This is a genomic window from Ensifer canadensis (assembly GCF_017488845.2).
In the GTDB taxonomy this organism is placed as follows: Bacteria; Pseudomonadota; Alphaproteobacteria; order Rhizobiales; family Rhizobiaceae; genus Ensifer; species Ensifer canadensis.
Map to the genome: position 1 here is coordinate 42,946 of NZ_CP083373.1, position 23,310 is coordinate 66,255.

Sequence of the window (23,310 nt, forward strand, 5' to 3'; positions counted from 1 at the left end):
CTGTCTGAAATGTTTGGCTGCCGCCGCCGCCCTGGCGCCCGTTGCCGGCTTGCTGATCGCCTGGCTCGGCATCATTCATGTTGGTGCAACCGGCGGTCATTGGGCAGTCACTGAATGGTTCCTGCACTGGACAATGCGTTCGTCAGTGAGAACTGCGGCGCTCGGCATCAAAAAGCCTTCCGGTTTCGAAAGTGCCAAACACCTCAAGGTCACGGCAGTTCATTTCCAGATGAGCTGTGCCGAATGCCATGGGTCTCCGGATCGCCGCCGCTCCCCGGAAATGCTCGCGATGCTGCCGCCACCGCCCGACCTCAGGGACACTGTTGGCAACTGGAAGGATGAGGAACTGTTCGTCATCGTGCGCGACGGTCTGCGCTATACCGGGATGCCCGCCTGGCCCGGCGCTGGGCGCGACGACGAGGTTTGGGCAATGGTTGCGTTTCTAAAGGAGCTGCAGACGATGAGCCCGGCCCGCTACAAAGAGCTTTCCGGTGCGAAGGATACCGAAAGCGGCGATACGCTATCCGGCTGCCTGGCGTGCCATGAGCAAGGTATCGAAGGCAATGACCCGATAGCTCCAGTCATTGCAGGGCAATCAAACGCCTATCTTGCTGAAGCCCTTCGGGCCTACCGCAAAGGGAGCCGTGAAAGTGGGTTCATGGAGGTCGTCGTCTCGCGGTTGAAGGATGCGGACATCGATGCCACGGCCGGCCACTTTGCCCGCAAGGATGGGTTGCTGTCAGCGACGCCGAGAGCTCGCTCCGGCGACGAGCGCACATTGTCTCTGGTGCAAACCGGCGATCCCGTGAAAAAGATCGCTGCCTGCCAAGCCTGCCATGACGGCCGAAATCCTCTTTATCCTTTGCTTAGCGGCCAGTCCCGCACCTTCCTGATAGAGCAAATTCTCCTGTTCAAACAGGATCTACGCGGTGACAGTCCAACGGCACGATTGATGAGCCGTGCGGTGCGCCATCTAACCGTTGAGGATGTGGCCCGGCTTGCCGATTACTATGCGTCGCAGCCATTGGCGCGTTGACGATCGCATAAACGGCGAAACCGCCCCAAGGTGGCGGTTTTGAAGAAACTTCACAAACGCCCAGAGGGAACAATACTGAATAATTAGGGTTTGCTCATATGAAGAGATGAGAGGAGTTTCGCAATGGTCCTGATCGCGCCCGATGGTGGCAGACCTCAGGAACGCAGCGCAGACGCAGCCGCGCTCCTGGCTTCTATACGCTGTGCCGTGAGTTCCGAGACAACATTCGATACAGGAGGCCTTTGTTTTCGTTTGCTCGGCGATGTGGTGATTATTGAAGGCGTGCTGCGGGAACGAGACGCTTCAGACACCATTCGACGGATAGCCGAGGAGATTGCCGGGGCCGAGCGCGTGATCGTCCGCATTGGTTGCCCGCTGGATCTACCCGAAGCCAAGTGATGCCATCGTGCCACAGAAATGCCAGCGATTTTCACTCTGGACATGGATCGGCGGCCCGCTTTTTCTCATTTGGCGCCAAGGGCTTGGGGATTGTTCAACACAATCTACTTCAAGAAGCTTGGTGTAAGCCTCTCGCGGGAGAGTTGGTTCCACGGCGACAACGCGCCAGCACGGAACAGATAGGAATGGCCACGGTTCGATTATCTCGATGGGCGCAAAGCCGCTTCAATCGTCGATCGCACTTGGGATCTATCAATCCTCGGCAATCATCATCAAAGCCGTCGCCAGGGCACCGAGGCCAAAGGATGCGCCGAAAGCGTAGATCTGCAGCCCGAATGCAAGCGGATCAAGACCCTCGCCGTGCCCGAGGGCGCCCGGAGCGACTATTGCGATCGAAGCGGCGGTTGCTGCCCCAAGCAGAAACCCCACGCCCACATTCAAAATAACGAACCTGATCAGCGTCGGCATGATGAACCTCATGAACCTCGCGATCCATCCCAAACCTCAAAATCGACTATCGGTTCCGATCGCCCAAAAGAAATCGATCACGAACGTGGCAACGAATGAGCGGAACAAAGGAGAGGGCCGACCGTTAGCAAACAACATCACAGCGGAAGGAACCCCAATGGAAACCGAAGCGGAAAACGATTCCGCCGCCCGAGCTTCCCTGAGCATGATTGATCAGCTTCGGCGCGTTTGCCGCCCGGCGGCTCGCTGCCATGGGAGGGAACTGCGGTTTCCAGCAGGATAGGAGCTAAGCATGCAAATTGCCCAGATCATGACCAAGAACGTGCATATCGTCAGCCCGGATGATACCGTGGCTGCAGTCGCCCGCCATATGGCTGACAACGACATTGGATTTCTTCCTGTCGAACAAGATGACCGCCTCGTCGGCACGATCACCGACAGGGACATCGTCGTGCGGTGCGTGGCCGACGGCCGCGACGGGGATACGACAGTGGCTGAGGTGATGTCGGCGGACGTCAAATACTGCTTTGAAGATGAAGAAATCGGCGACGTTGCCCGTAACATGGGCGATATTCAGGTTCGACTTCCAGTGCTCAATCGCGACAAAAGGCTGGTGGGTGTCGTGTCTCTTGCAGACGCCGCCCGCAGAGATCCTTCGCTCGCGGGTGCGGGATTGCAGGGCGTGACGGCACCTGGTGGCGCCCATAACCAGGAATAGGCCCATGCCTGAGATGCCGGGCAACGAAAACGAACCGATGGACAGCGGTGTCTTGAGCTCGCACGATGCATTGCTTCTCGCCAGCGAAGTTGCTGCTGAGGCCCATCAGGGGCAATTGGACAAAACGGGGCAACCGTATTTCAGGCACTGTCAGCGTGTTGCGAACGCCGTGGACGGGATGGATGCCAAGGTCGTGGCCTATTTACACGACGTCCTGGAGAAGGGACCGGGCTGGTCGGCTCAGCGATTGCTGGAAAAAGGATTTGATCCCGTGATCGTTGGCGCTGTCGTGGCGCTGACAAAAGAACCGGCCGAGCCGGAACCAGCCTTTGTAAGGCGGGCGGCGTCAAACCCACTTGCCCTCCCGGTCAAGCATGCAGATCTCTTGGACAATTTGGAACAGGCGCTGGCGAGCAGGATGGAAACGCAAAAATACCTCGATGGGCTGCGGATCCTTGAAGCCGAATTCGGTTGCCTCTCGGATTGATCCGCGCGCAGCAATGAGCGCGTTGACGCTTAATGCAAGGGATTCCCATCGCAGGTACAAGCCCATGCGGGACTTAGCCGCCCTGATGGCGTCCAGTGCGGGAGGCGGTTGCCTGTTGATCACGATTTCAGATTGGTGCTCGCACTTTGCAAAACTATGTAGCAAATCCACAAGTAGGAACGAGGCGTCGCCGCTCCATTTGCGCAGAGCTCAACAGGCTCCCCGTTCATTCCGGCAATCCGGCCATCCGATAACCTTCAGCCAAGCGCTGGATCGTCTCCATGTCGCGGGCGGGTTGTGCAGCGGACCAGTGAGCAATCGTGAAGTTCGGTGTCGTCGCGATGAAAAGAGCTGCCTCACGCATTGCCTCGTCTCTGCGGCCGAGCACATACTTGGACGGCTGCGTGTTCAGTCCGATGATCGAGCCTGCCGTTAGCTGGGCGATAGGGAATAATTCGAAACGCCCTTGTGTCTTACTATACCCAGTCGGCGACGTTTTGCTGAGGACCACGATCATGAATTCTCGCAGAGTTCCGCTCGTTCTTGGTGTTCCGGGGGTCATTTTGCTCGGAGCGATCACGGCAGGTTGCCTCGCCGCGACCGCCCAAAGTACCGCAACGGCGCCGACGAACGGCGGCTACGGCCCTCATCCGACGCTTCCGAAACCGAAACCCACACTGATCCCGACGATCAACATCGCCCAAGCAAAAGGGTGGAACGGCGGCGCGAGGCCAAAGCCGGCGAAGGGCCTGAAGGTCAACGCCTTTGCGAAGGGCCTCGATCATCCGCGCTGGATTCATGTCTTGCCGAACGGCGACGTGCTTGTGGCCGAGACAAACGCGCCCGCCAAGAAGGACAGCGGCTTCAGCCTGCGCAAGGTCTTCATGGCGCAGGCCATGAAGCGGGCGGGCGCGGCGACGGAGAGCGCCAACCGCATTGCGCTTTTGCGGGACACGGATGGCGATGGTGTTGCCGATCTGCGCAGACCCTTCATCGAGGGGCTCAATTCGCCGTTCGGTATGGCGCTCGTCAACGGAAAGCTTTACGTTGCCAATACCGACGCCGTCGTCGCCTATTCTTATTCCTCCGGTCAAACCCGGATAACGGCGGCGCCGCAAAAGGTCGTCGACCTGCCGGCCGGAGACATCAATCACCACTGGACCAAGGATCTGATCGCCGGGCGCGACGGTGGGAAGCTCTACGTTACCGTCGGATCTAACAGCAATGTCGGCGAGAATGGCATTGCGGCGGAGAAAAACCGTGCCGCGGTGCTGGAAGTAGATCCCGCCCGCCACAAAACACGGATTTTCGCTTCGGGCTTACGAAACCCCAACGGACTTGCCTGGAATCCGCACAGCGGCAGGCTCTGGGTGGTCGTCAATGAGCGCGACGAGATCGGTGACGACCTCGTGCCGGATTACATGACTTCGTTGCGTCAGGGCGGCTTCTATGGCTGGCCCTTCAGTTACTTCGGCCAGAATATTGACATCCGCGCAAAGCCGCCGCGCCCGGATCTCGTCGCCAAAGCAATCAAGCCCGACTATGCGCTCGGCTCCCACACTGCCTCCCTGGGATTAACCTTCGACAAGGAATCATCCCTTCCTTCCCCGTACCGCGGCGGCGCCTTCGTTGGCCAGCACGGTTCATGGAACCGAAGCGTGCACAGCGGCTACAAAGTGATCTTCGTGCAGTTTCGCAACGGCCAACCAGCCGGCCGGCCGAAGGACATTCTCACGGGCTTCATCGGCGCTGGCGATACGGCCATGGGCCGCCCGGTCGGGGTGACTTTCGACAAGACGGGCGCCTTGCTCGTCGCCGACGACGTGGGCAACGTCATCTGGCGGGTAACATCCGCCCAACGCGGGGAATGAGACAACCTTCTGCGCGGATTTCTGTCGTGAGCGTCTCCTTCCGAAAGGCAGGGAACAACTTTCAAAAACAGCAGTTCTCCAGTCCAAGGAGGAATGAAAATGGGTACCCTTGATATGCGTCTATCTCCCTCATTGCCAGCGACAAGGTGGTGGGGACGTACGTCTACGACAGGACCGGCAATCACATAGGATCTATCGAGAAGATCATTCTCGAAAAGCGTGGTGGACGCGTTGCCTATGCTGTGCTGAGCTTCGGCGGTCTTTTGGGAATTGGAGATGACCACTATCCCCTTCCGTGGGACGTACTCGACTATAATCCCGGCCTCGGCGGCTTCCAGGTAAGCATCACAAAGGATCAACTCGAGGGAGCACCAAGATATCCGCGAGACCAGGATTTTGATTGGAGTGCCGAGAGAGGCCGACAGGTTTACGACTACTATGGGATTGAGCCCTATTGGGTGTAATTCAAAAAAGTCTAAACAGTGTCTGTCGGATTTGCGATAGATCGAACCAACTCAACTGCTACGACTCATAACATTCGGAGAGAAAAAAACCGACATGGCTTGGGTCGTCTTGCAGGGCACGTCGGCGAAACTGCACAGACCAAGGCTCGCCAAATCACGCATGGATCGAGACATTCTTGGCTCCCGGCGGACCTTCTTCGCTCGGGTTCATTCTCAGTAACTCGTACGACGCGATTATCGAGACCATCTGTGTCGTTGAGTCGATTTGTTGTCATTGGGATGGAACAGGAGCGCGCCAGCGTTGTTCTGCGGCAACAAGGAGGAATCATCACCATGGCAGAAGATCGATATGAACGTGAGGAACGGTATGGCCGTGACTACGAGGCTGAACGAGACGGTTACCGCAGACCGGAAAAGCGCAGCCATCAACGCCCGTTGTCGGGTCAAGGACGAGCCCGCCCGGAGACCGATTTCGAGCGCGGCAGTCCCGAGGCTTGGAGCACCGACGATCTAGGCTACACCGAGCGCGCAGATCGGGCTGGCTACGGCCAGCGTCGACGCTACTCCGCCAATGAGGATAGCTACGCGCGAAGCGGTCGCGGTTACGACGAAGAACGTGGATTTCTCGAAAAGGCGGGAGACGAGGTTGCGTCCTGGCTCGGCGACGAGGATGCGGAATATCGCCGTCGGATGGACCAGTTTCGCGGCAAGGGCCCACGCGGATACAAGCGTTCCGACGAACGCATCAGAGACGATGTCAACGATCGGTTGACGGATGACGGGTGGCTGGATGCTTCCGATATCGAGGTTGTGGTTTCGAGCGGCGAGGTGACGCTCACCGGGCTGGTATCGTCACGCCAGGATAAGCGGCGTGCGGAAGACTGCGCCGACGCCGTCACTGGCGTCTCGCATGTCCAAAACAATTTGCGGGTCCGCACCACGGATACGACTACTGGTATTGGCGAGCTTTAGCGACAACGGCAGGCAAACGGACGGGAACAGATGTCGTCTCATCAGATGGCGATGAGACGATCTTCTAGGATTGTCGGATGCGGATTTTGTTCCCGCTTTCGCGGTGCGCCCTGTGACGAAACATCTGTCGATTGCTACTCCAAGCGTAACGCCATTATGAGTTCGTCGATTTCCGTGTCGTGGCCCAATAGGCCGTTTGGAATACGCCCAACCCTTACGAACCCGTGGCGTTCGTAGAAGCGGATCGCCATTCCGGGAACGCCGACGGCGAACAACGATCGAGCGCGGTCAGATTTTTATCAATTCGAGGTAACTTGCCTTGGCGACGGCGTGATGGCTGGTAGAGGCTCCGAGCTTGAGCTTTGCCGAACGCAGGTACAACTTCACCGCATTTTCCGAAATGCCCAGGTTCGCTGCTATCTGCTTGGAAATCCGACCTGTTCCCAGCAGCTGCAGGCACTGGCATTCGCGTTTAGAGAGGTCCGATAACGACCGACTTCTCGAAGTGCAGCGGTAGAAAGCATCGTCTCATGAAGGAAGTGAGAAAGGATCTGCAGCTCGTGGATGCTCGAAGCGCGTTGCCTTAACCAATTGCGCTTGGATAGGTTTGAGGTCACGGAAAAGAGACTGCGTTCGCCTCTCGGGCCACGGATGGGGATCGTTAGGCCGTGGGGGCGATGTCGTAGGAACGCGCTTTTTCGAACATACGGGAGGTTAGTGTTGGCCGCTGATCAAGAGACGACCAATCCACCGGGAAGAATCCCGAGCGAACGACGTCAACAACCGGATCTATGTCGAAATAGCACTTGTCGACGTAGATCTCCGTCCACTTATCCGAACAGGTCGTGCAGTAATACGGATATAAGGCTGAGGTTCCTCCGCTGCAAACCAAGAGGAAGGTCATCTGCGACAAGCCGTACCGCTTGCGAAGTTCGCCCAGCAGAGGGTTGAAGATCTTCCGCACAACTGGCTGCCCGTAGCTTCCTCAAGGACAATGACAGTCTGCGGTTATCGACCATCGGGGAATACTCCAGTGTCCCGCCCATTTGGACCTGTGTTCCCGAACCGAACTTTCAGATCTCAGAACAGATCCTAATGGAGGCGCTTGGGCAGCGGAACTGCAGGAAATACAGGTAGCAGATGCGGGGCGCACCTGAAACTGCAGACTCCAGTTCCGTCAAAGGCACGTAGCGCGGGTAACAATCGACTGCGATCGGCGGCGGTACGAGCAGACTTGGCCGCCGTTCGGAAAGAACACAAGTCGTTTAAGCGGCTCCTCAATGAAGGGCGTGACAGTCCGATTGGGCTCTGCTTTAATTAGAGACGCCTTAAAGGTAATGGCTGACGGCAAGGCATGAGCGCGAGCGGAGTGAATCAGCTGGCTTTGAAACCCTCTCCTTGCGGCTGGTGATGGACTGGAGATGGACCGGGAGTTGTCGCGATTTGGACATCACTCTGGCACATCAAAAAGGGTTTTGAGGAAACAGTCTTGAGCCGTTCTTGCCGGAACGCACCCGCGACCTAGTTTCCGAAAGTCGGAAGAGAGGAGCTTCTAATGAATGACCACAAGGATCAGCGCGGCTCGATTGATGAGATGCCTAGTGCAATGGCACTTCAAGACATTTCGTTGAAGCTGCGAAAACTGGCGGATGAGCTGGCGGATCTGAAGGATCGCGCGACTGAAGAAGTTGGCGCTGACGGCTCGTCGGACGAATTGCTCCCCGAAGCCTGAGCCATGGCCCGCAAACTCTTCATAACGGACTTTGGTTAACTTTCAGAACCGAACGAAATGTCGGAGTTGACTGATGGGCTATGACTGGAATGGCGCTCGCTGGCGGCGGATGAGAGTGGCGCGATATGGCACGGCGGTAGCTTTGGCAGGATTGCTCGTAGCCGTTGCCAGCAGGGTCGTCATCAATGCACTTTGATTGTATTGGCTTACGGCGGCGATTGCACGGGGATGCCCCATCGAGACGCGATGTCGGGTTCGTCTTTCCATTTTCAAAAAAAGGGGCCAGGTGGCAACGATGTTGCCAAGGATGACATTCGCGTTTCCGGATCTAGTGGAACCTTGGACCGTGAGCTCGGTTTATGAGAGACAAACGCGACAGGAGAGTTCCATGGCCAGCTATCTCGACAACAAAAAAACCAAACAACACGACGCCGCGCCAATTCCCGCGGTCCGAGCCCGCCAAGGTTTTCTTGGCGTTCCGGTTCTCGCTGTGCTTGTCGGTGGACTTGTTCTTGCCATGGTCGCATGGGGCATAGCGGGTCTTTACGGTGAAGGTATCGACGATGACGCCGCGACCGCCCCAGAACAGGTCACAACGGAAAAACCAGCAGTAACTCCGAGCAACCAAGGCGTCGTCGACAACAATTCTTCAGAAAATGGGAGCGCGCAAACTGCCCCTGTCGATCGCGATCCGACCGCCGAGTCTGGAACTGGTGGTCCGTCAGAGATCAGGACGCCAACCGGAACCGAGAAGACCAAGTAGGTCCCGCGACTAAAGCAATGCAACCATTATAGCGATGGTCAACATAGCGAACGCGACCAGGCCGGTATTGAGCAAATGAGCTCGGCTTCGATTGGTTTTGAAGGTACGAGACATGACCTGACCTCACCATTCAAGGAGAAACGCGGGCCGTCCTTAATGGTTCAGGTGTCTTTTGAGCCATTGTTTCGCCGAGCCTGGCATAACGGTCGCGGAAACATACCGACATGGTGTTCGCGGGTGTAATGCGATGCGTCGCCAGGTGCTTATCGCGTGAAATTTAGCAGCGTTCGATGTATTTTTTCAACTCGCACGAGAGGGGACGGACTTGCGTCGCCGCTTTTCTTGTTCAAGGATGGCGCGGTCCCAGCATGGTTCGTGAGAGTGAATATGTCTTCTAATTCTTGTGTTGAAGCGTCGCGTGGTGAAGCCGTGCCCCCGGTAGGCGATTGTCCCGAGGGACCGGATGCTGGCGCTCTTCTCGCTGCAATCGTAGAATCCTCTGATGATGCAATAGTCAGCAAGAGCCTGCAGGGGATTATCACGAGCTGGAATCAAGGAGCTCAACGGCTATTCGGCTATAGCGCCGATGAGGTCATTGGCAAACCGGTCACCATTCTTATTCCCACCGATCGGCTGGATGAGGAGCCTGCTATTCTGGCTCGACTTCAGGCGGGAGAACGTGTCGATCACTTTGAAACAATTAGACGTCGCAAGGACGGTACTTTGCTCGACATTTCGCTGACGGTTTCACCTATCCGTAATACGCAAGGCAAGATCGTCGGGGCCTCCAAGATCGCGCGGGATATCACCGAGCGTAAACGTCATGCCGAACAACAATCCCTGCTGCTCCGCGAAATGCATCATCGGGTGAAGAACCTGTTTGCCTTGGCGGGTGGATTGGTGACCCTTGCAGCAAAGAATGCTGAGACGCCCTCCGAACTTGCACACGGGTTGAGGGAGCGATTGAATGCCTTGGCCAAGGCACATGAGATCACCTTGCCTAATCTCCAAATGGACAGCGTCCCTGCGCAACATACCACGACGCTTTTCCGGCTCTTGCAAACCTTGACGGCGCCCTACCAGGAGGGGGCGCGCCCGAGATGCGTCATGTCAGGCCTCGACGTCGAAATTAGTGCTGGGAGCTTGACAAGTCTGTCGCTCCTCTTGCATGAATTTATGACCAATGCCGTCAAATATGGGGCATTTTCCGCCGATACGGGCGATATTTCGGTCGAAAGCGAACTTCACTCCGGGACATTGCACCTAACTTGGCGAGAATCCGGCGGCCCTCCAGTGTCTCCGCCGGATGCAGAACTTGGCACCCAAGGCTTTGGGAGTCGCCTGGAAACGGTGCTGAGAACCAACCTTAAATGCCAGATCATGCGTGAGTGGCACCGCGAAGGCATCGTTATCCGAGCACTGTTTCCCATCGCGGTAATCAATGACATAAATACGATATGATGCCCGGCAACAAGGCGGCGCGGCGATAGGTCGGTACGAGATTGCTTCGGCTCGACGGTTACCGTCGTCCGCCCGGAGAACCTTAGCGAGCCTCTAGTGGTTTGATCGAGACAAAAGAGTCCGATTTAGGATTCCAATTTTTGCGCGCATATGCGACGATCTGGCATGCGCACGGGTATCACATTTGAGGTTTCCGCTGACGACCGGGTTCGTCTCAACGCAATCGTTTCGGCGGGCAGTTCGCCGCAAAAGCATGTGTGGCGGGCGAAGATCATCTTGATGAGCGACGCGGGTCTCGGAACCGTCGCGATCATGGAGGCCACGGGCAAGTCGAAGACCTGCGTCTGGCGTTGGCAGGAACGCTTCATGACCGAAGGCGTGGATGGCCTTTTGCGCGACAAGAGCCGCCCGCCCGGCACTGCGCCGCTTGAGCTTGATCTTGTCGACCGGGTTGTGGCCCTGACGCAGGAGCCGCCCACGCAGGAAGCCACACATTGGACTGTTCGTGCGATGGCAAAGGCTGTGGGGATTGCGGCATCCTCAGTCGTCAAGATTTGGCATGAGCATGGTCTCGCACCCCATCGGTGGCGCTGCTTCAAACTATCGAACGACAAGGCTTTCGCCGAGAAGCTTCATGATGTGGTCGGTCTCTACGTCTCGCCGCCGGCCCATGCGATTGTCCTTTCCGTCGATGAGAAAAGTCAGATCCAGGCGCTGGATAGGACGCAGCCGGGTCTTCCCATGAAGAAGGGTCGTGCCGGCACGATGACCCATGATTACAAGCGCCACGGCACCACGACACTTTTCGCTGCCCTGAATGTTCTCGACGGCTCTGTCATCGGCCGCAACATGCAGCGCCACCGGCATCAGGAGTTCATCCGCTTCCTCAACACGATTGAGGCTCAGTTGCCGAAGGACAAGGCGGTTCACGTCATCCTGGACAACTACGCCACACACAAACAGCCCAAAGTCCGGGCCTGGTTGGCGCGGCACCCACGCTGGACCTTCCACTTCGTTCCGACATCCTGTTCCTGGCTGAACGCCGTCGAGGGGTTCTTCGCTAAGCTCACCCGGCGACGACTGAAAAATGGCGTCTTCCATTCCGTTGTTGATCTTCAGGCAGCCATCAACCGCTTTATCAAAGAGCACAACGAACAGCCCAAGCCATTCATCTGGAAAGCAGACCCTGACGACATCATCGCAGCCGTCAGACGAGGGCACCAAGTGTTGGAATCAATCGACTAGTTGCAGGAACGTTACTAGGGCCGTTCTTCTACTTGCACGAACTGGAGGGGTCGCGATAGCCGGCCGTCCGAACGGCGCCGGGTAACAAAACGTTTCAGTTGGGAGGGGGAGCCGGGTCACCCACCGTATCCGCGACATAGGCGCCTCGTTCGCCCATCGGAAGAGGTCTACCTGTTGTGGAATCGCACATCGTTTGATGCTCAAGTTCAGCGTTGATTTCCGCCCCAAGGATGAGGATGATGACCGAGATCCAGGTCCAAACCATGAAACCGACAAACGCGCCGAGTGTGCCATAGGTTGCATTATAGTTTGCAAAATGGTCGAGGTAGAATGAAAACAGCAGTGATGTGCCCAACCACATGAGGGTGGTAAAGGCAGCACCCCAGGTAAGCCATGGAGACTTCGCCGGTTCACGACTTGGTCCAAACCGATAGAGCATCGCGGCACCTCCGGTGAACATAAGTAGCAGTATCGGCCATCGAGCGAAATCCACGAGTAGTTCAGCCCATCGCTCGAGCCCGATGAAGCCCAGCCAGACAGGTAACACCGCGACCGCCAGGACCGCCAAAATAGCTGCAATCATGCCGCCGACGGTGAAAGCCATCGCTAAACTGGTGCGGTGCAAGAAGCTGCGCTTCTCGCTTTCGCCGTACGCAATGTTCATTGCTTCAAAAACCGCCGCGATCCCGTTATGCGCGCTCCATAACGCCATGCTTGAGCTGATCAGCAGTCCAAGGCCTGCCGTGGTGGGCTTCTGCGATGCAAGTGTGCCTAATTGGTCCAGGATCAGTCTCAGGGCCTCCGATGGCACGATATATACGAGGAATTCCATCTGCCTTGAGATATCTGCTGGGTCCGCGGCAAAGGCATACAGAGAGACAAAGATGCCCAATGCGGGGAAAATTGCGAGCAACAGGTAGTAGGTCACACCGGCCGCAATCATCGCAACCCTGTCCTCGGTAAAGCTGACATAAACCCGCCAGGTCACATCCCACAGTCCGTTCGCGGGTATCTGCCCTGGCGATTTGGCGTCTCGACCCTTTGGGTCGTTCCCGGCGTTGTTCTCTGGCACTCTGGGGTTCCCTTTCGCCGTCGATAGCTTCCGTCTTCGATTAAACGGATTGGTGGGAAACTGGTTCGACCCTCTGCAGTCCAAATTGCGTGTGTGGTCGGCCAGTGGCCGGTTACGAGCGCATCTACCGATGCTACGTCGAAACTCCTGCGTTCTCGGTCTTGCAATATCGGAGCGCGCATATCGAGACCAACCACGAGCGAAATTGAATGTTCCAAAGAACCGGATCAGCGATAGCCGCGGCTTGCTGGAAGAGCGGACCAACCCAATGCCCTCATCGTTAGGCCGTTAAGCGTCGGCGCATCAAAGTGTTTCATGGAAAGGGGATCGTCTGGCCTTTGACTTAAGGCAGATCCTTCACGTCGCATGCGCCTCGATATCTTAAGGGGAATGGCCGTCTCGAATGTTGTGGCGATCGCAAGCATGTCATTTGCCGCGGCCACACTTCTTGCTGCTAAGGGTTCTATAGTGTTGTCGCGGCAATATTGCTGGCGCTGCCAATCGACTTCCTTAAAATTCATCGACAGCGGTTTTGCCTTGGAGCGCTGTTATGACGGCGCTGTAGCCCAATTCTAAGCTGACGAATACAGAGGGAAGCGCTCGGAAGGCTTTCGGGTGGTCGGCGAGTGCTGCGATGGGGTTCGCATCCTTGGTGATGATCAATCCGCGGACCGAAAGGCAAAAACCGTTTGCCCGAGAGATTGCCTCGTGGGTGGAAAGGAGCTGTACAATTAATCAGGTGCGCCGGCGAGATTGGCGCGAAGAAGTGGCCCCTCCGCTTACAAAAAATCGGAGGAGCCGGGCTCACAAGGTGCAATGTCAGACTTTGCTGACGACAGTTCCAATAGCGATCGCTGAAGAAGGTTCCAGCATTTGGCAAGAAATTTTGCCCGTGCGTCTCAAGCTGACACCTTCAGTTTCCCCCGTCTATGCCGGGTTCTAGACTGCCGCGCCTCACACCATATAGTGTGTGCAAGCAGCGTCACCTCGTCGTTGGTTCCGTGGAATTCATCCATGATGAAGCGAGCTAAACGGTCCGCTCGCTCGCTAGGGCGCGCAACGTCACACCACATGCATACCCGATCGAAAACGCCCTGCAGGAACTTCAATTCGCCCGGGCTCCCCTGCTTGGCTTTTCCCGCAACATCCCGGATCGCAGCCTCCTTATCAGTGGACTGACGGCTGCAAAAGTATATCATAATAACAGCGGATTGGCTGTGCTTCCTCGGCCCGTACCAGTTCTCCGGCCGGTACTGATATTGCTGGATCTGGACACTGAATATCGACAGGGTGCTCCGCTTGACGTGTACCATCGGCTTGGATATTCCAAACCTCTCACTCCGTAGCTGACGATAATGCGTGGATGCACGTCTGGACATTAACGCCCTGAGGCTCTACGCGGGAAAAGCGAATAGTCCAATATGGGAGAATATCATGGTGGATGAGAGTAATATCGAGCAACCCGCAGTTCACGGCGAAACAATCAGCGATAAAATGACACGGAAGCCCGCGGCATCTAAAAGCCAGGACAAGGCATCCCCAGCCAAGGCTCCCGCAGGCAGGTCTGTCAGGCACTCGCAGGAGGAGAAAACAGCAAAGCTCAATCGGATTGAGACCTTGATGCGCGAACGCAAAACCACGCTCAAGGATGCTGTAAAGGATGTTGGTATTGGCGAACAGACCTATTACAACTGGAAAAAGGCCGCCGGTGCCCAGGTCGTAATGCAGCCGAGTATTGAGGCTCTGCCCGACGATCTGGAAGATTTGGTGAAGCTTGAAGAAGAGAACTTGCGACTTCGCAAGAACCTGGCTGAAAAGCTGCGCTCGGAAAATGCCGTGTTGCGCAAACGGCTTGGTTTGGACTAGACACTAGGCTCATGGGCGGCGGCGTCACAACGCCGCTCCGGTCGGGAAGCGTCGGTGTTCTCATGGGGCGCTGTTCCACTTGTTCGATCATAAGGATCAGTTCGTAGCGAACCGCACTCGGCGATGGGTGCTCCTTTCGGGTCGCTAATTCTCGTTGCTAGTTCGTTGCGGAGTGAAGGCTCATATGAAGCCAAGTAAGAGAAGTTTCGTCGTGGAGTTCAAATCGTCTCGGCGGCGCCCAAAGCCCCAGCCTACGTCGATTTGGGGTGGTACCGATTTTAAGTCGCTTGCTCGCGAGGTGGAAGTTCTCTTGCCTCATGCATCACATCTGGACGAGCCTTTCGTCGAGGCCAGCTCGCCAGCTGACAATACCGTAAGTTCATTGCCCGTGTTCACTGGGGATCTAACCGCAAGCGCAAAAGAGCTTGAAGGAGAGGCCATCACACCGGACGACCGCAAAATTAAACTGCCCCGGAAAATAAGAACGTCACCGCCCCAAAAACAGGCGGCTCTTGGAGAGCAGGCGGCAGAGGTATTGGATAATCTGCCGCGCCTCAATCACAACGCGTCCACTGAAGTTGGTCTCGATTCTGCCTCCCGTGTTGAGCTAGATAAACTTGAACACGAGAATGTGCGGCTGAAGAGATTGCTAGCTGAAAAGCTCCATTCCGAGAATCTCAAGATGCAGAAAATGCTCCAAAGATTCAAGTGATCACCACATAAGCCCACCTACCGCCGCAAGGCGGGCGGGTGGGATCCAAGTGTGCGATGCTATGATAGAACTAGCTGCTCTGTGCTGTCGCCCAATGCGCCCCCAGCTTCTCCGGCTGCTGTCGACATGAACGCCGCGGCTCTCGACCGCTTTTGCGTCGCCCAGTGGTAGGCAGCCGCTGACCCGGTTCTTTAGCAGTCCGTAAGAGGGCTCCGTGAGCAGGAGCCGTTAAGGATCGTCTTTTGATCTCAGCACGATATGCAGAGCGCTCGCGGTAAGCTCCTTACAGCCACTCCGGCAGAGCGAAGACGACTGATTGAAGCGCATCGGCAAGCCTTGCCGCGCCAGAACCGCTGATCATTGGGAACCTTTCGACCGACAAACGGTTTTTCCGTTTGTCGTCTCCGGCGCCGGGCCGGTCCGCTGTGTCCCATGAAACGAAGTCTGAGGCAAAGCGCAGTCAGGGTGCGCGATGGCGACAATTTTAATGGTCGCTCGCCGCTAGTTTGCGGCTGAGGACATAGGTGTCGTGATAGCCAGGACCGAGCGTCGCCTACGGAACGGCAGACCTCTAGAGGAGAGTTTCTATGACACATGATAAAGATGAGCAGGCAAAAGTCTGGAACCTTGCTGAGAAGATCGGATTCTGCATGCTTGCTACCCAGGTCGGCGATAGCATTCGCTCCCGACCAATGTCTGCACATCCACAGGCGAGCGAAAATGCTTTTTATTTCCTGACGGACGTCGCAAGTCAAAAGGATGACGAGATCGAGACAAATCGCTCCGTCTGCCTCGCTTTCGCAGAGCCAAGGCTTGGTGGGATAGCCCAGACGATCCGTCGATCCGTGTCCTCAAGGTCACCCCTGATTTCGCCAATACTGGGACAGTCCGGGCACGATCGTTAGCTACATTAAAATGGCTGCGGCCGCAGTCAGCCATGTCCGGCCGGACATGGGCGACAACGCCAAGGTCACTATGTGAACGATCCAGGGAAGGAAGTGGGTTATGAGCAGTTCAGAAAGTACTACGGACCACGACACGATCCGATCATGGGTTGAAAAACGGCGTGGAACCCCTTCCGTCATCCGCACGGAAGGAAAGGGCGGCGTGCTTCGTATCGATTTCGGAGAAAAAGAGGAAGCTTTTGAAGAAGTCGAGTGGGAGGAATTCTTCAGGATTTTCGACGAGGCAAAGCTCGCCTTCCTCTACCAAGATAAGACAAGCGATGGCAACCTCAGCCGTTTCAACAAATTCGTGGAACGAGGCTGAAGTCAACACTTCGATGAAGCGGATCGCAGCGCTGAGTGACGCAGCGAAATCGAGTCTTGCTTGAGTTGCCGACGGGCTTCCCTGAGGGCAGCATTTTTAGCGAGGAAGATAAACATGTACGTCGTCCTGGGAGCCACCGGACATGTCGGTTCGAGCGTTGTCGCGGCTCTCGGTTCGTCAGGCGGGCACGTTACCGCCATTGCTCATGATCCGGAAAAGGCGAAAACTATCCAAGGAAACAACGTCGAAGTAGTTATCGCTGACGTGGCTGCGTATTCCGATGAAGCCGGCCATTGATTCCGATTTGAAGCCGGCCAGTCATTCCGATTTCATTCCGGCCGGCGTTCCGATTTGAAGGCGGCCATTTCTCGGACTGATCCTGGGTCTGTTTGATGTTTGGATCGGGTTTTGTTTCAGGTCAAGTTTGAGGTGTTTCAGCGGCGACCAGCGGACGCTGTTTTCGCATGCTGTCGCCGGTCAGATCGATGCGGTATGCGTTGTGAACGAGGCGATCCAGAATGGCATCGGCGAGCGTTGGGTTTGCAATGATCTCGTACCAGTGATCCAGAGGCACCTGACTGGTGACGATTGTCGAGCGACGCTCGTAGCGGTCTTCGATGATCTCGAGGAGGTCACGCCGCTGATCATCGTTGAGTTTTTCCGGTCCCCAATCATCAAGAATAAGCAGGTCGGTCTTGGCGAGGGATTTGAGGATCCTGCCGTATCGCCCGTCGCCCCTTGCAAGGGCAAGAGTTGCAAACAGCCGCGGGACGCGGTGATAGGCGACGGAGAAATCCTCGCGGCATGCTTTGTGGCCGAGTGCGCAGGCCAGCCAACTTTTGCCAACACCGGCTGGCCCGGTGATGAGAAGACTGTGGTGCTTGCGGATCCAGTCGCAGCCGGCAAGCGCCATGAACAGATTGCGATCGAGGCCGCGTGCAGCACGAAAGTCGGCATTCTCGATCTGCGCGTCGTGGCGAAGCTTGGCAGCCCTGGCGCGGGCTTCGAAGCGCTTCTGTCGACGCATGGTGGCCTCGCGTTCGAGCAACATGGCAAGCCATTCTGCATGCTCGAGGCCACGTGCTTCTGATTGTGCATCGAGCTCCTGGAAAGCGGCTGCCATGCCGTAAAGGCCGAGTTCGCGCAGCATGTCGATGGTGGGGTTGATCAGCAATGGTGTGTCTCCTCAATGAAAATAATCAGGGCCACGCAGGTTGGCGTGATCGATAATGGCGGTCGGTTCGGTGGAATGGCGCGCGGCCTTGTGGTTGGCGATGAGCGAGGCAATGCTCTTGCAGTTCAGTCCACCGATCTCGACGGCGCGGGCTGAAACGGCCTCAGCCCGATTGCGTTCGATGTCGCGAAACAGCCGCAGGACACCCAGGCATGTTCGAAAGCCCTGTTCGGGATGAGGACGGCTGGAAAGAATTGCGATGACCAACCCTTCGGTCTGAGGGCCGATGGATGCGGCCCAGCGCCGAAAGCGATCCGGTGTCCACTCGGCATAGCGCCGGTGGGAACTGGGCATATGATCCGGATCAGTTCCATGGCGAGGACCACCATAGCGGCGCTGATGCACGGCAATGCGCTTGCCGCGGTGGAAGATCTCGATGGTGCGTGCCGTTGCCCTCAGATCGACCTGCTGGCGAATGAGGCTGTGCGGCACGGAATAAAAGAAAGTCTTGAACTCGACGTGGTAATCCGTCGAGACGCGGACCAAACGCCATTCGGCGAATTCGTAGTCTTCGCTCGGAAGACTTGCGAGTGCGGCACGCTCAACGCTCTCAAACAGTTGCCGGCGACTGACGCCCAACCGGCGCATGACGTGGCCGTTGATGCGATCGAGTGCCTGGCCAATGGCAACATTGGCCTCAGCAAGCGAGAAAAAGGTCTGATTGCGCAATCGCCCCAGAATGCAGGACTGGGCAAACCGGACGCCATTCTCGACTTTCGATTTGTCCTTCGGCCGTCGCGGCCGTGCCGGAAGAACACCGACGGCGTAGTGCGATGCCATCATGCCGTAGCTGCGGTTGATCTCGGGATCGTAAAAGCTGGCACGACTGACGCCTGACTTCAGATTGTCGGGAACGATCAGCCGGGGAACGCCTCCAAAGAAACGAAACATCCGGACATGCGAGCCGATCCAGTCGGGGAGCGTTTGCGTCCAGGTCGCGTCCGCATAGGTGAAGCTGGATGCGCCGAGCACCGCCACGAAGATCTCTGCCTCGCGGATCTCGCCGGTCTTGCGATCGACAATCGGGATCTTCTTGCCGGAATAGTCGACGAACACCTTGTCGCCGGCCGCATGCTCCTGGCGCATCGTCGGCGAAAGCCGCTGCTCGAAACCGCGAAAGAGTTCGCAGAAGCGACTGTAGCCATATCCTTCGGGATGCGAGCCACGATACTCCTCCCACAGGATGAGCAAGGTGACACCAGGCTTCTTGAGCTCGACAGCAAGATCGGCCCAGTTCGGCTCGACGCGTCTCCTCGCGCCCTGTTTGACGCCGTTGCGAGTGAAGAGCTTGTTCGCAAGCGCATCGTCGGTCAGTTCGCCCGGCAAGGGCCAGGTCAATCCAACCGCTGCTGCGCGCCGCAGATTATCCTGCACCGTACTGCGCGCTATTCCCAACACGACGGCAATCTCGCGGGAGCTCGTCCCGCTTCCGGCAAGCCGCAGCATTTGTCGTAACTGTCTCATGGTCAGCCTTCTCTTTGCCGGCATCAAAATCTCCACGTTTGTCGTGGTGTAATTGATGCCAAAGTTGCTGACCCAGGAGGTAATGTTCAGTGCCGAAAACCGGCCGGTCTTTGATTGGAACGGTGGCCGGCTTCAGATCGGAATGGTGGCCGGTCTTTGATCGGAATGGCGGCCGGCTTCACGTCGGAATCCGCAGTGGCAAATGAGGATCGGCTTCACGCGGTTTTCAGGCAGGCAAAACGCGCTTTCCTTCTCAATCCGCCGGCAAGCCCAGCCTCCGATACCAACAGCGAGGAACTCAAAACCGCTCGAAGCATCGCGAGAGCTGTCGGAGGATCAGACCTGGAGAAGGTCGTCGTTGCATCCTCTTATGGCGCTCAGGCTGGCGACGGCATTGGTGACTTGTCCGTCCTTTACGAATTTGAGCAGCTTGTGCAAGGAACTGGGGTACCGACTGCGATAAACCGGGCGGCCTATTACTTCACCAATCTGGATAATCTGCTGGAGACAGCTAAAGAGGGACATCTGTCGTCGCCTTTCCCCGGAGATCTTGTGTTGCCGATGGTCTCTCCTGCGGACCTCGCAGAGGTAGCGGCGATACGACTTTCAAGCACCAACAATGACGTCGGTATTGAGTATGTCGAGGGCCCCCGCAGATACACTTTTACGGAAGTGGCGCAAGCCTTCTCAAACGCGCTTGGTCTTCCTGTCGCACTACAAGGGATAGCCCGTCAACGGATCGAAAAGAGCTTCCGAGAGCAGGGGTTTTCCGAGGCCGCCGCCCGCTCCTATGCCCGCATGACCATGGCGACGATTGACGGTGCCGAACTGCCTAACGAGCCGATCCGTGGGAAAGTCACACTCGAAGAGCATGTCAATTCACTCGTCTCGCAGACTTAATCTAAGCGTCGAACGCGTCAGTACCCACGATTTCGAGTTTTGCGTGCGCCGCTTTCCGTGATGATGAATGGTTTCAGCGACAGCGACATCTCCAGCCGACCCAGAGTTTCCCGGCGCCTCACAGGTGCGCGTAGCGGCGCTTTTGGAATCTCATGTTTCGGCATCGACTTCAGGGTCTTTGTTTGTCTCCAGCGCTCTTACCGTCAGAGCTTCTGGAACGCTCCTCAAATCGGTCCTCTCCCTTTGCCAGCGGGCTTCCTTTCTGGCGTTCCACCCGTCTCTCCTCCTTTTCAGCGCTCTCTTTCAAGCCTTTGGCCGACTCTTCGCCTGCGGGCGTTGGTTTTTTGGCCTCTTTCATTTTCAATCTCCAGAGTTTTGTTCCCACAACGGTGGACGCCAGGTCTCGACCAGGAACACAAGTTTCCGATTTCAGTTGAACGTCCATACTCGGGCGATGTTCCTCACACCTCTTCTCCGCGCCGCTGGAGCCGCGCGCTCGATCTGGGAACTGCCTAATCGCTGAGAAAGACGATCCGTAAACGGATCACTTCTCTGCAAAGGTCCCCATACATATCATTCCTCTTGACTGTGGGGTTAGATATTTATACGTATCATTTCAAAGGTAATGATAGGTCCAGGTATCAATTATGAGATCAGAGGCTCTACTTCAAATCGGGCGATTGTTAAAGACGAAGCGTAAAGGCTTGAGGCTCACACAAGAGCAAGTTGCCGGCATGGCAGGCATATCGCGTCCTCGGTATCGCGAAATCGAGACGGGGAGCGCCGCGGCCCGTACGACGACGCTGATCAACATTGCTCGCGCCCTCGGTCTCGAAATTATGCTTATCCCTCAGGCGATGGTCCCAGCCGTTGATGCGTTGCTACGACCGAATGACGACGACGATTTGCCCGCCTTCATGTCCCGTCCCGACGGTGACACTGATGTCTAATACGTCTCTAAATCCCAAATCGGTCTCATCGCTTGAGGTGTTATTGAACAATCTGAAGGTCGGCACGATCGTCAGGACACCCGGCGATTTCAACGCGTTCAGCTTCGAGGATAGCTATCGCGCTACGGGTGGTTTCCCTGTGCTCAGTCTGTCTTTTCGCGCGGCAACCGGAGGATTGCGCAAGGATCCAAAACCTGTAGCTAGAGCTTTGCCCGCATTTTTTGCCAATCTTCTTCCCGAGGACAAACTGCGCGAGGCGATGGAAAAGCACCACGCAGGCAGTGTTCGCGCTGGGAACGATTTCGATCTGCTTGTGGCCCTCGGGTCGGATCTACCAGGTGCTGTCCGCGTCGTACCAAGCGAAGGAGTGGTTGCTAATGCCGACGCTCTGTCACGGCCCGAACCGAAGGCCCGGTTTTCGCTCGCGGGTGTGCAGATGAAACTTTCCGTCATCAAGAACACGGGCAAGGGTGGGGGCCTGACCATCCCGCTCGGGCATGAGCAGGGGTCTTATATCGCCAAGTTTCCTTCGACTTCGTTTCCGGGCGTCTCGGAGAACGAATATGCCAATCTGGCTCTGGCAGAAGCGATCGGCATGGATGTGCCGGAACGTGAGCTCGTCGAACAATCGGAATTCGCGGGTATTCCGGAGGAATTCAATACGCTGTCCGACGGGAACGTCTTGCTCGTCAAACGCTTCGATCGCGGCATGGATGGTGAGCGGATCCATATCGAGGATTTTGCTCAGGTGTTCGGCATCTATCCTTCGCGCAAATACGAAGGCGCGGCCTATCACGATATCGCCGCTGCACTCGGCGTTGCGGTTTCCTCTTCGGCCGCGCTGGAATTCGTCCGACGGTTGGCTTTGGCCGCCATCACTGGCAATGGTGACATGCACCTCAAAAATTGGTCGCTGATTTATCGCGGCGCAGGCGACAAGCCGGCACTTGCACCGGTCTACGACGTGCTCTCGACGGTTCCCTATATTCCGGCTGATGCTATGGCGCTGTCGCTTGCCGGCGACCGCTCCTTCAAGGCAATGAATGCACAACGGTGGAAGGCCTTCGCTAACCGTTCACGTCTGCCGGAAGCTGCTGTGCTCAAAGCGGTGACCGAGACGGTTGAATGTGTAAACCGGCTTTGGTGGTCCCTGCCTGAACGTGCCGTTATTCCTGAAAAAGTGCTGGAACGAGTCGATGCCCACATAAAGCTTATGACGCCAATACTCGGCACTTGCGCAGATTAGCATTGGGTATCTTCCTGAGGCGTTGGAAACCCGTTCGAATGCCGCATCCGGCGGGGCCTCAAATCGAAACCAGGTGGCCGTCTGGTTTCAGAACATTTAAAGCTTTCGCAAGCATCTTCGGATCGTCGCTATTCAGCACGACGTCGTAATTCAAGAGTCGAGCGGCCTTAGCGTCGGATGCGAAATTGTGGTTCATCTCCTCGTTAAACGTATCACGTTTATTGTTGCATTAATGAATAAATGTGATACATAAATGCATGAAGATCACCTACGATAACCACAAGCGCCAGTCCAACATAGCCAAGCACGGCTATGACTTTGACGATCTGCACGGCGAGTTCTTCATGTCGTCTCTCGTGATCCCGGCAAAGGAAGGCCGCTTCATGGCAATCGGCGTCCTGCGCAACGGCGTTATCGCAGTCGTGTTCGCCCACCTTGGAACCGAAGGCATTTCCATCATTTCCATGCGTGACGCCAGCCAGAAGGAAAGGAACCTACTATGACCAACCAACCCCGCAAGGTTCGCTACCTCTCCGATAAAGAAGAGGCTGAAATCCAACGTAAGATAGCCAGTGACCCCGACGCGCCAGAGGCAACAGATGATCAGTTAGCTCAAGCAAGGCCGTTTGCGGAAGCTTTCCCTGACCTGGCTGAAAGCATCAAGAGGTCTAGAGGGCGCCCGGCTATCGAAAAACCTCGGCAACAGATATCCATTCGGTTGGACCCCGACATCATCGAGCACTACAAGCGCAACTGCGGCAAGGGCTGGCAAAGTCGATTGAACGACGACCTTAGAAAGGTCGTGGGATTGAAGAAAGCCAGCTAACCTCGCCCTCGGACTATCCGGGGACGGGTGTCAATTTGGCGATATCTGTTCGGCCTGTGAGCGCGCCGCCGCAAGTCGCAGTTTATCGATTGTTGTCCCAGATGTCGGACACTCGATGTTGTACTCTGAGCTTCCTGCCTGAAAAAGTGCTGGAA

General features: G+C 56.5%; 29 protein-coding genes and 2 pseudogenes. 21 read left to right on the forward strand and 10 right to left on the reverse strand.

Going from position 1 to position 23,310, the window contains the following annotated elements:
- Window positions 1-13: 13 nt before the first annotated feature.
- Window positions 14-1,036, forward strand: a complete 1,023-nt coding sequence (locus J3R84_RS29760) for a c-type cytochrome (protein ID WP_057218538.1) — start codon at window positions 14-16, stop codon at window positions 1,034-1,036.
- Window positions 1,037-1,159: 123 nt separating this feature from the next.
- Window positions 1,160-1,435, forward strand: a complete 276-nt coding sequence (locus tag J3R84_RS29765; protein ID WP_057221689.1) for a hypothetical protein — start codon at window positions 1,160-1,162, stop codon at window positions 1,433-1,435.
- A gap of 252 nt (window positions 1,436-1,687) precedes the next feature.
- Here J3R84_RS29765 and J3R84_RS29770 read toward each other — a convergent pair whose 3' ends face one another.
- A complete protein-coding gene (locus tag J3R84_RS29770; RefSeq protein ID WP_156408518.1) occupies window positions 1,688-1,903 on the reverse strand; it encodes a hypothetical protein in 216 nt (71 codons plus the stop codon).
- 292 nt (window positions 1,904-2,195) lie between these two features.
- Between J3R84_RS29770 and J3R84_RS29775 the strand changes: the two genes are divergently transcribed.
- Entirely contained in the window at window positions 2,196-2,621 is a 426-nt protein-coding gene (locus J3R84_RS29775; RefSeq protein ID WP_203528467.1) for a CBS domain-containing protein, read from the forward strand.
- Window positions 2,622-2,658: 37 nt separating this feature from the next.
- Entirely contained in the window at window positions 2,659-3,108 is a 450-nt protein-coding gene (locus tag J3R84_RS29780) for an HD domain-containing protein (RefSeq protein ID WP_057221759.1), read from the forward strand.
- Window positions 3,109-3,334: 226 nt separating this feature from the next.
- Here J3R84_RS29780 and J3R84_RS29785 read toward each other — a convergent pair whose 3' ends face one another.
- Window positions 3,335-3,625 carry a hypothetical protein gene (locus J3R84_RS29785; protein ID WP_057221691.1) on the reverse strand — a complete coding sequence of 97 codons (291 nt, stop codon included), beginning with the start codon at window positions 3,623-3,625 and terminating at the stop codon, window positions 3,335-3,337.
- On the opposite strand from J3R84_RS29785, the gene J3R84_RS29790 reads away from it, so the two are divergent.
- From J3R84_RS29790 to J3R84_RS29800, 3 genes are all read left to right on the forward strand, one after another.
- On the forward strand, window positions 3,624-4,979 hold the full coding sequence (locus J3R84_RS29790) for a PQQ-dependent sugar dehydrogenase (protein WP_203528469.1): 1,356 nt from the start codon (window positions 3,624-3,626) through the stop codon (window positions 4,977-4,979). The genes J3R84_RS29785 and J3R84_RS29790 overlap by 2 nt on opposite strands.
- 122 nt (window positions 4,980-5,101) lie before the next feature.
- Window positions 5,102-5,443, forward strand: a complete 342-nt coding sequence (locus J3R84_RS29795; protein WP_057221693.1) for a PRC-barrel domain-containing protein — start codon at window positions 5,102-5,104, stop codon at window positions 5,441-5,443.
- A 333-nt stretch (window positions 5,444-5,776) separates the two neighbouring features.
- A complete protein-coding gene (locus tag J3R84_RS29800; RefSeq protein ID WP_057221694.1) occupies window positions 5,777-6,415 on the forward strand; it encodes a BON domain-containing protein in 639 nt (212 codons plus the stop codon).
- Window positions 6,416-6,549: 134 nt separating this feature from the next.
- Here J3R84_RS29800 and J3R84_RS29805 read toward each other — a convergent pair.
- From J3R84_RS29805 to J3R84_RS38570, 4 genes and pseudogenes are all read right to left on the reverse strand, one after another.
- Window positions 6,550-6,663: pseudogene (locus J3R84_RS29805) on the reverse strand (GNAT family N-acetyltransferase); the annotation flags it as partial.
- A gap of 40 nt (window positions 6,664-6,703) precedes the next feature.
- Window positions 6,704-6,871 carry a LuxR C-terminal-related transcriptional regulator gene (locus tag J3R84_RS29810; RefSeq protein WP_225906355.1) on the reverse strand — a complete coding sequence of 56 codons (168 nt, stop codon included), beginning with the start codon at window positions 6,869-6,871 and terminating at the stop codon, window positions 6,704-6,706.
- Entirely contained in the window at window positions 6,832-7,032 is a 201-nt protein-coding gene (locus J3R84_RS38565; RefSeq protein ID WP_255753467.1) for a hypothetical protein, read from the reverse strand. The genes J3R84_RS29810 and J3R84_RS38565 overlap by 40 nt, the downstream gene beginning before the upstream one ends.
- Window positions 7,033-7,076: 44 nt before the next feature.
- The gene (locus tag J3R84_RS38570) at window positions 7,077-7,319 is read right to left on the reverse strand and encodes an autoinducer binding domain-containing protein (RefSeq protein WP_255569864.1); all 243 of its coding nucleotides are present in this window, start codon (window positions 7,317-7,319) and stop codon (window positions 7,077-7,079) included.
- Window positions 7,320-7,970: 651 nt separating this feature from the next.
- Here J3R84_RS38570 and J3R84_RS29820 point away from each other — a divergent pair.
- The 4 genes from J3R84_RS29820 to J3R84_RS29835 all read left to right on the forward strand — a co-directional run bounded on the left by J3R84_RS29820 (window position 7,971) and on the right by J3R84_RS29835 (window position 11,616).
- A complete protein-coding gene (locus J3R84_RS29820; protein ID WP_156408519.1) occupies window positions 7,971-8,147 on the forward strand; it encodes a hypothetical protein in 177 nt (58 codons plus the stop codon).
- A gap of 388 nt (window positions 8,148-8,535) precedes the next feature.
- Window positions 8,536-8,910: a hypothetical protein gene (locus J3R84_RS29825; RefSeq protein WP_057205516.1), complete on the forward strand. Its 375-nt coding sequence runs from the start codon at window positions 8,536-8,538 to the stop codon at window positions 8,908-8,910.
- 387 nt (window positions 8,911-9,297) lie between these two features.
- The gene (locus J3R84_RS29830) at window positions 9,298-10,371 is read left to right on the forward strand and encodes a PAS domain S-box protein (RefSeq protein ID WP_203528482.1); all 1,074 of its coding nucleotides are present in this window, start codon (window positions 9,298-9,300) and stop codon (window positions 10,369-10,371) included.
- A gap of 165 nt (window positions 10,372-10,536) precedes the next feature.
- On the forward strand, window positions 10,537-11,616 hold the full coding sequence (locus J3R84_RS29835; protein WP_203530146.1) for an IS630 family transposase: 1,080 nt from the start codon (window positions 10,537-10,539) through the stop codon (window positions 11,614-11,616).
- A gap of 94 nt (window positions 11,617-11,710) precedes the next feature.
- Here the strand turns inward: J3R84_RS29835 and J3R84_RS29840 are convergent, their stop codons facing one another.
- Entirely contained in the window at window positions 11,711-12,688 is a 978-nt protein-coding gene (locus J3R84_RS29840; protein ID WP_057221695.1) for a YihY/virulence factor BrkB family protein, read from the reverse strand.
- A gap of 1,434 nt (window positions 12,689-14,122) precedes the next feature.
- Between J3R84_RS29840 and J3R84_RS29845 the strand changes: the two genes are divergently transcribed.
- From J3R84_RS29845 to J3R84_RS29865, 5 genes and pseudogenes are all read left to right on the forward strand, one after another.
- Window positions 14,123-14,554, forward strand: a complete 432-nt coding sequence (locus J3R84_RS29845) for a transposase (RefSeq protein WP_063978406.1) — start codon at window positions 14,123-14,125, stop codon at window positions 14,552-14,554.
- Between the two features lie 310 nt (window positions 14,555-14,864).
- Entirely contained in the window at window positions 14,865-15,266 is a 402-nt protein-coding gene (locus J3R84_RS29850) for a hypothetical protein (RefSeq protein WP_203530153.1), read from the forward strand.
- A gap of 587 nt (window positions 15,267-15,853) precedes the next feature.
- Window positions 15,854-16,247, forward strand: a pseudogene (locus J3R84_RS29855) (pyridoxamine 5'-phosphate oxidase family protein).
- Between the two features lie 24 nt (window positions 16,248-16,271).
- Window positions 16,272-16,535, forward strand: a complete 264-nt coding sequence (locus tag J3R84_RS29860) for a hypothetical protein (RefSeq protein WP_057205504.1) — start codon at window positions 16,272-16,274, stop codon at window positions 16,533-16,535.
- Between the two features lie 114 nt (window positions 16,536-16,649).
- On the forward strand, window positions 16,650-16,832 hold the full coding sequence (locus J3R84_RS29865) for an NAD(P)H-binding protein (RefSeq protein ID WP_203530154.1): 183 nt from the start codon (window positions 16,650-16,652) through the stop codon (window positions 16,830-16,832).
- Window positions 16,833-16,953: 121 nt separating this feature from the next.
- Here the strand turns inward: J3R84_RS29865 and istB are convergent, their stop codons facing one another.
- Together istB and istA are read right to left on the reverse strand one after the other, a co-directional pair.
- Window positions 16,954-17,709 (reverse strand): IS21-like element helper ATPase IstB, encoded by a 756-nt coding sequence (gene istB / locus J3R84_RS29870; protein ID WP_203530155.1) that lies wholly within the window; start codon window positions 17,707-17,709, stop codon window positions 16,954-16,956.
- A 12-nt stretch (window positions 17,710-17,721) separates the two neighbouring features.
- Window positions 17,722-19,233 (reverse strand): IS21 family transposase, encoded by a 1,512-nt coding sequence (gene istA, locus J3R84_RS29875; protein WP_373688562.1) that lies wholly within the window; start codon window positions 19,231-19,233, stop codon window positions 17,722-17,724.
- Between the two features lie 195 nt (window positions 19,234-19,428).
- Between istA and J3R84_RS29880 the strand changes: the two genes are divergently transcribed.
- A complete protein-coding gene (locus J3R84_RS29880; RefSeq protein ID WP_207932906.1) occupies window positions 19,429-20,133 on the forward strand; it encodes a Rossmann-fold NAD(P)-binding domain-containing protein in 705 nt (234 codons plus the stop codon).
- A 169-nt stretch (window positions 20,134-20,302) separates the two neighbouring features.
- Here J3R84_RS29880 and J3R84_RS29885 read toward each other — a convergent pair whose 3' ends face one another.
- Window positions 20,303-20,491, reverse strand: a complete 189-nt coding sequence (locus tag J3R84_RS29885; protein ID WP_057205499.1) for a hypothetical protein — start codon at window positions 20,489-20,491, stop codon at window positions 20,303-20,305.
- 289 nt (window positions 20,492-20,780) lie between these two features.
- On the opposite strand from J3R84_RS29885, the gene J3R84_RS29890 reads away from it, so the two are divergent.
- The 4 genes from J3R84_RS29890 to J3R84_RS29905 all read left to right on the forward strand — a co-directional run bounded on the left by J3R84_RS29890 (window position 20,781) and on the right by J3R84_RS29905 (window position 23,155).
- On the forward strand, window positions 20,781-21,083 hold the full coding sequence (locus J3R84_RS29890) for a helix-turn-helix domain-containing protein (protein WP_203529848.1): 303 nt from the start codon (window positions 20,781-20,783) through the stop codon (window positions 21,081-21,083).
- The gene (locus J3R84_RS29895) at window positions 21,076-22,329 is read left to right on the forward strand and encodes a type II toxin-antitoxin system HipA family toxin (protein ID WP_203529847.1); all 1,254 of its coding nucleotides are present in this window, start codon (window positions 21,076-21,078) and stop codon (window positions 22,327-22,329) included. The genes J3R84_RS29890 and J3R84_RS29895 overlap by 8 nt, the downstream gene beginning before the upstream one ends.
- 257 nt (window positions 22,330-22,586) lie before the next feature.
- The gene (locus J3R84_RS29900) at window positions 22,587-22,832 is read left to right on the forward strand and encodes a BrnT family toxin (RefSeq protein WP_057221702.1); all 246 of its coding nucleotides are present in this window, start codon (window positions 22,587-22,589) and stop codon (window positions 22,830-22,832) included.
- Window positions 22,829-23,155 carry a BrnA antitoxin family protein gene (locus J3R84_RS29905; RefSeq protein ID WP_057221703.1) on the forward strand — a complete coding sequence of 109 codons (327 nt, stop codon included), beginning with the start codon at window positions 22,829-22,831 and terminating at the stop codon, window positions 23,153-23,155. The genes J3R84_RS29900 and J3R84_RS29905 overlap by 4 nt, the downstream gene beginning before the upstream one ends.
- Window positions 23,156-23,310 lie beyond the last annotated feature (155 nt).

Coding starts and splice junctions, on each gene's coding strand:
- J3R84_RS29765 (WP_057221689.1), top strand. CDS start 1,160: ATGGTCCTGATCGCGCCCGATGGTGGCAGACCTCAGGAACGCAGCGCA.
- J3R84_RS29770 (WP_156408518.1), bottom strand. CDS start 1,903: ATGCCGACGCTGATCAGGTTCGTTATTTTGAATGTGGGCGTGGGGTTT.
- J3R84_RS29775 (WP_203528467.1), top strand. CDS start 2,196: ATGCAAATTGCCCAGATCATGACCAAGAACGTGCATATCGTCAGCCCG.
- J3R84_RS29780 (WP_057221759.1), top strand. CDS start 2,659: ATGGACAGCGGTGTCTTGAGCTCGCACGATGCATTGCTTCTCGCCAGC.
- J3R84_RS29790 (WP_203528469.1), top strand. CDS start 3,624: ATGAATTCTCGCAGAGTTCCGCTCGTTCTTGGTGTTCCGGGGGTCATT.
- J3R84_RS29785 (WP_057221691.1), bottom strand. CDS start 3,625: ATGATCGTGGTCCTCAGCAAAACGTCGCCGACTGGGTATAGTAAGACA.
- J3R84_RS29800 (WP_057221694.1), top strand. CDS start 5,777: ATGGCAGAAGATCGATATGAACGTGAGGAACGGTATGGCCGTGACTAC.
- J3R84_RS38570 (WP_255569864.1), bottom strand. CDS start 7,319: ATGACCTTCCTCTTGGTTTGCAGCGGAGGAACCTCAGCCTTATATCCG.
- J3R84_RS29820 (WP_156408519.1), top strand. CDS start 7,971: ATGAATGACCACAAGGATCAGCGCGGCTCGATTGATGAGATGCCTAGT.
- J3R84_RS29825 (WP_057205516.1), top strand. CDS start 8,536: ATGGCCAGCTATCTCGACAACAAAAAAACCAAACAACACGACGCCGCG.
- J3R84_RS29830 (WP_203528482.1), top strand. CDS start 9,298: ATGTCTTCTAATTCTTGTGTTGAAGCGTCGCGTGGTGAAGCCGTGCCC.
- J3R84_RS29835 (WP_203530146.1), top strand. CDS start 10,537: ATGCGCACGGGTATCACATTTGAGGTTTCCGCTGACGACCGGGTTCGT.
- J3R84_RS29845 (WP_063978406.1), top strand. CDS start 14,123: ATGGTGGATGAGAGTAATATCGAGCAACCCGCAGTTCACGGCGAAACA.
- J3R84_RS29860 (WP_057205504.1), top strand. CDS start 16,272: ATGAGCAGTTCAGAAAGTACTACGGACCACGACACGATCCGATCATGG.
- J3R84_RS29865 (WP_203530154.1), top strand. CDS start 16,650: ATGTACGTCGTCCTGGGAGCCACCGGACATGTCGGTTCGAGCGTTGTC.
- istA (WP_373688562.1), bottom strand. CDS start 19,233: ATGAGACAGTTACGACAAATGCTGCGGCTTGCCGGAAGCGGGACGAGC.
- J3R84_RS29885 (WP_057205499.1), bottom strand. CDS start 20,491: ATGAAAGAGGCCAAAAAACCAACGCCCGCAGGCGAAGAGTCGGCCAAA.
- J3R84_RS29890 (WP_203529848.1), top strand. CDS start 20,781: ATGAGATCAGAGGCTCTACTTCAAATCGGGCGATTGTTAAAGACGAAG.
- J3R84_RS29895 (WP_203529847.1), top strand. CDS start 21,076: ATGTCTAATACGTCTCTAAATCCCAAATCGGTCTCATCGCTTGAGGTG.
- J3R84_RS29900 (WP_057221702.1), top strand. CDS start 22,587: ATGAAGATCACCTACGATAACCACAAGCGCCAGTCCAACATAGCCAAG.
- J3R84_RS29905 (WP_057221703.1), top strand. CDS start 22,829: ATGACCAACCAACCCCGCAAGGTTCGCTACCTCTCCGATAAAGAAGAG.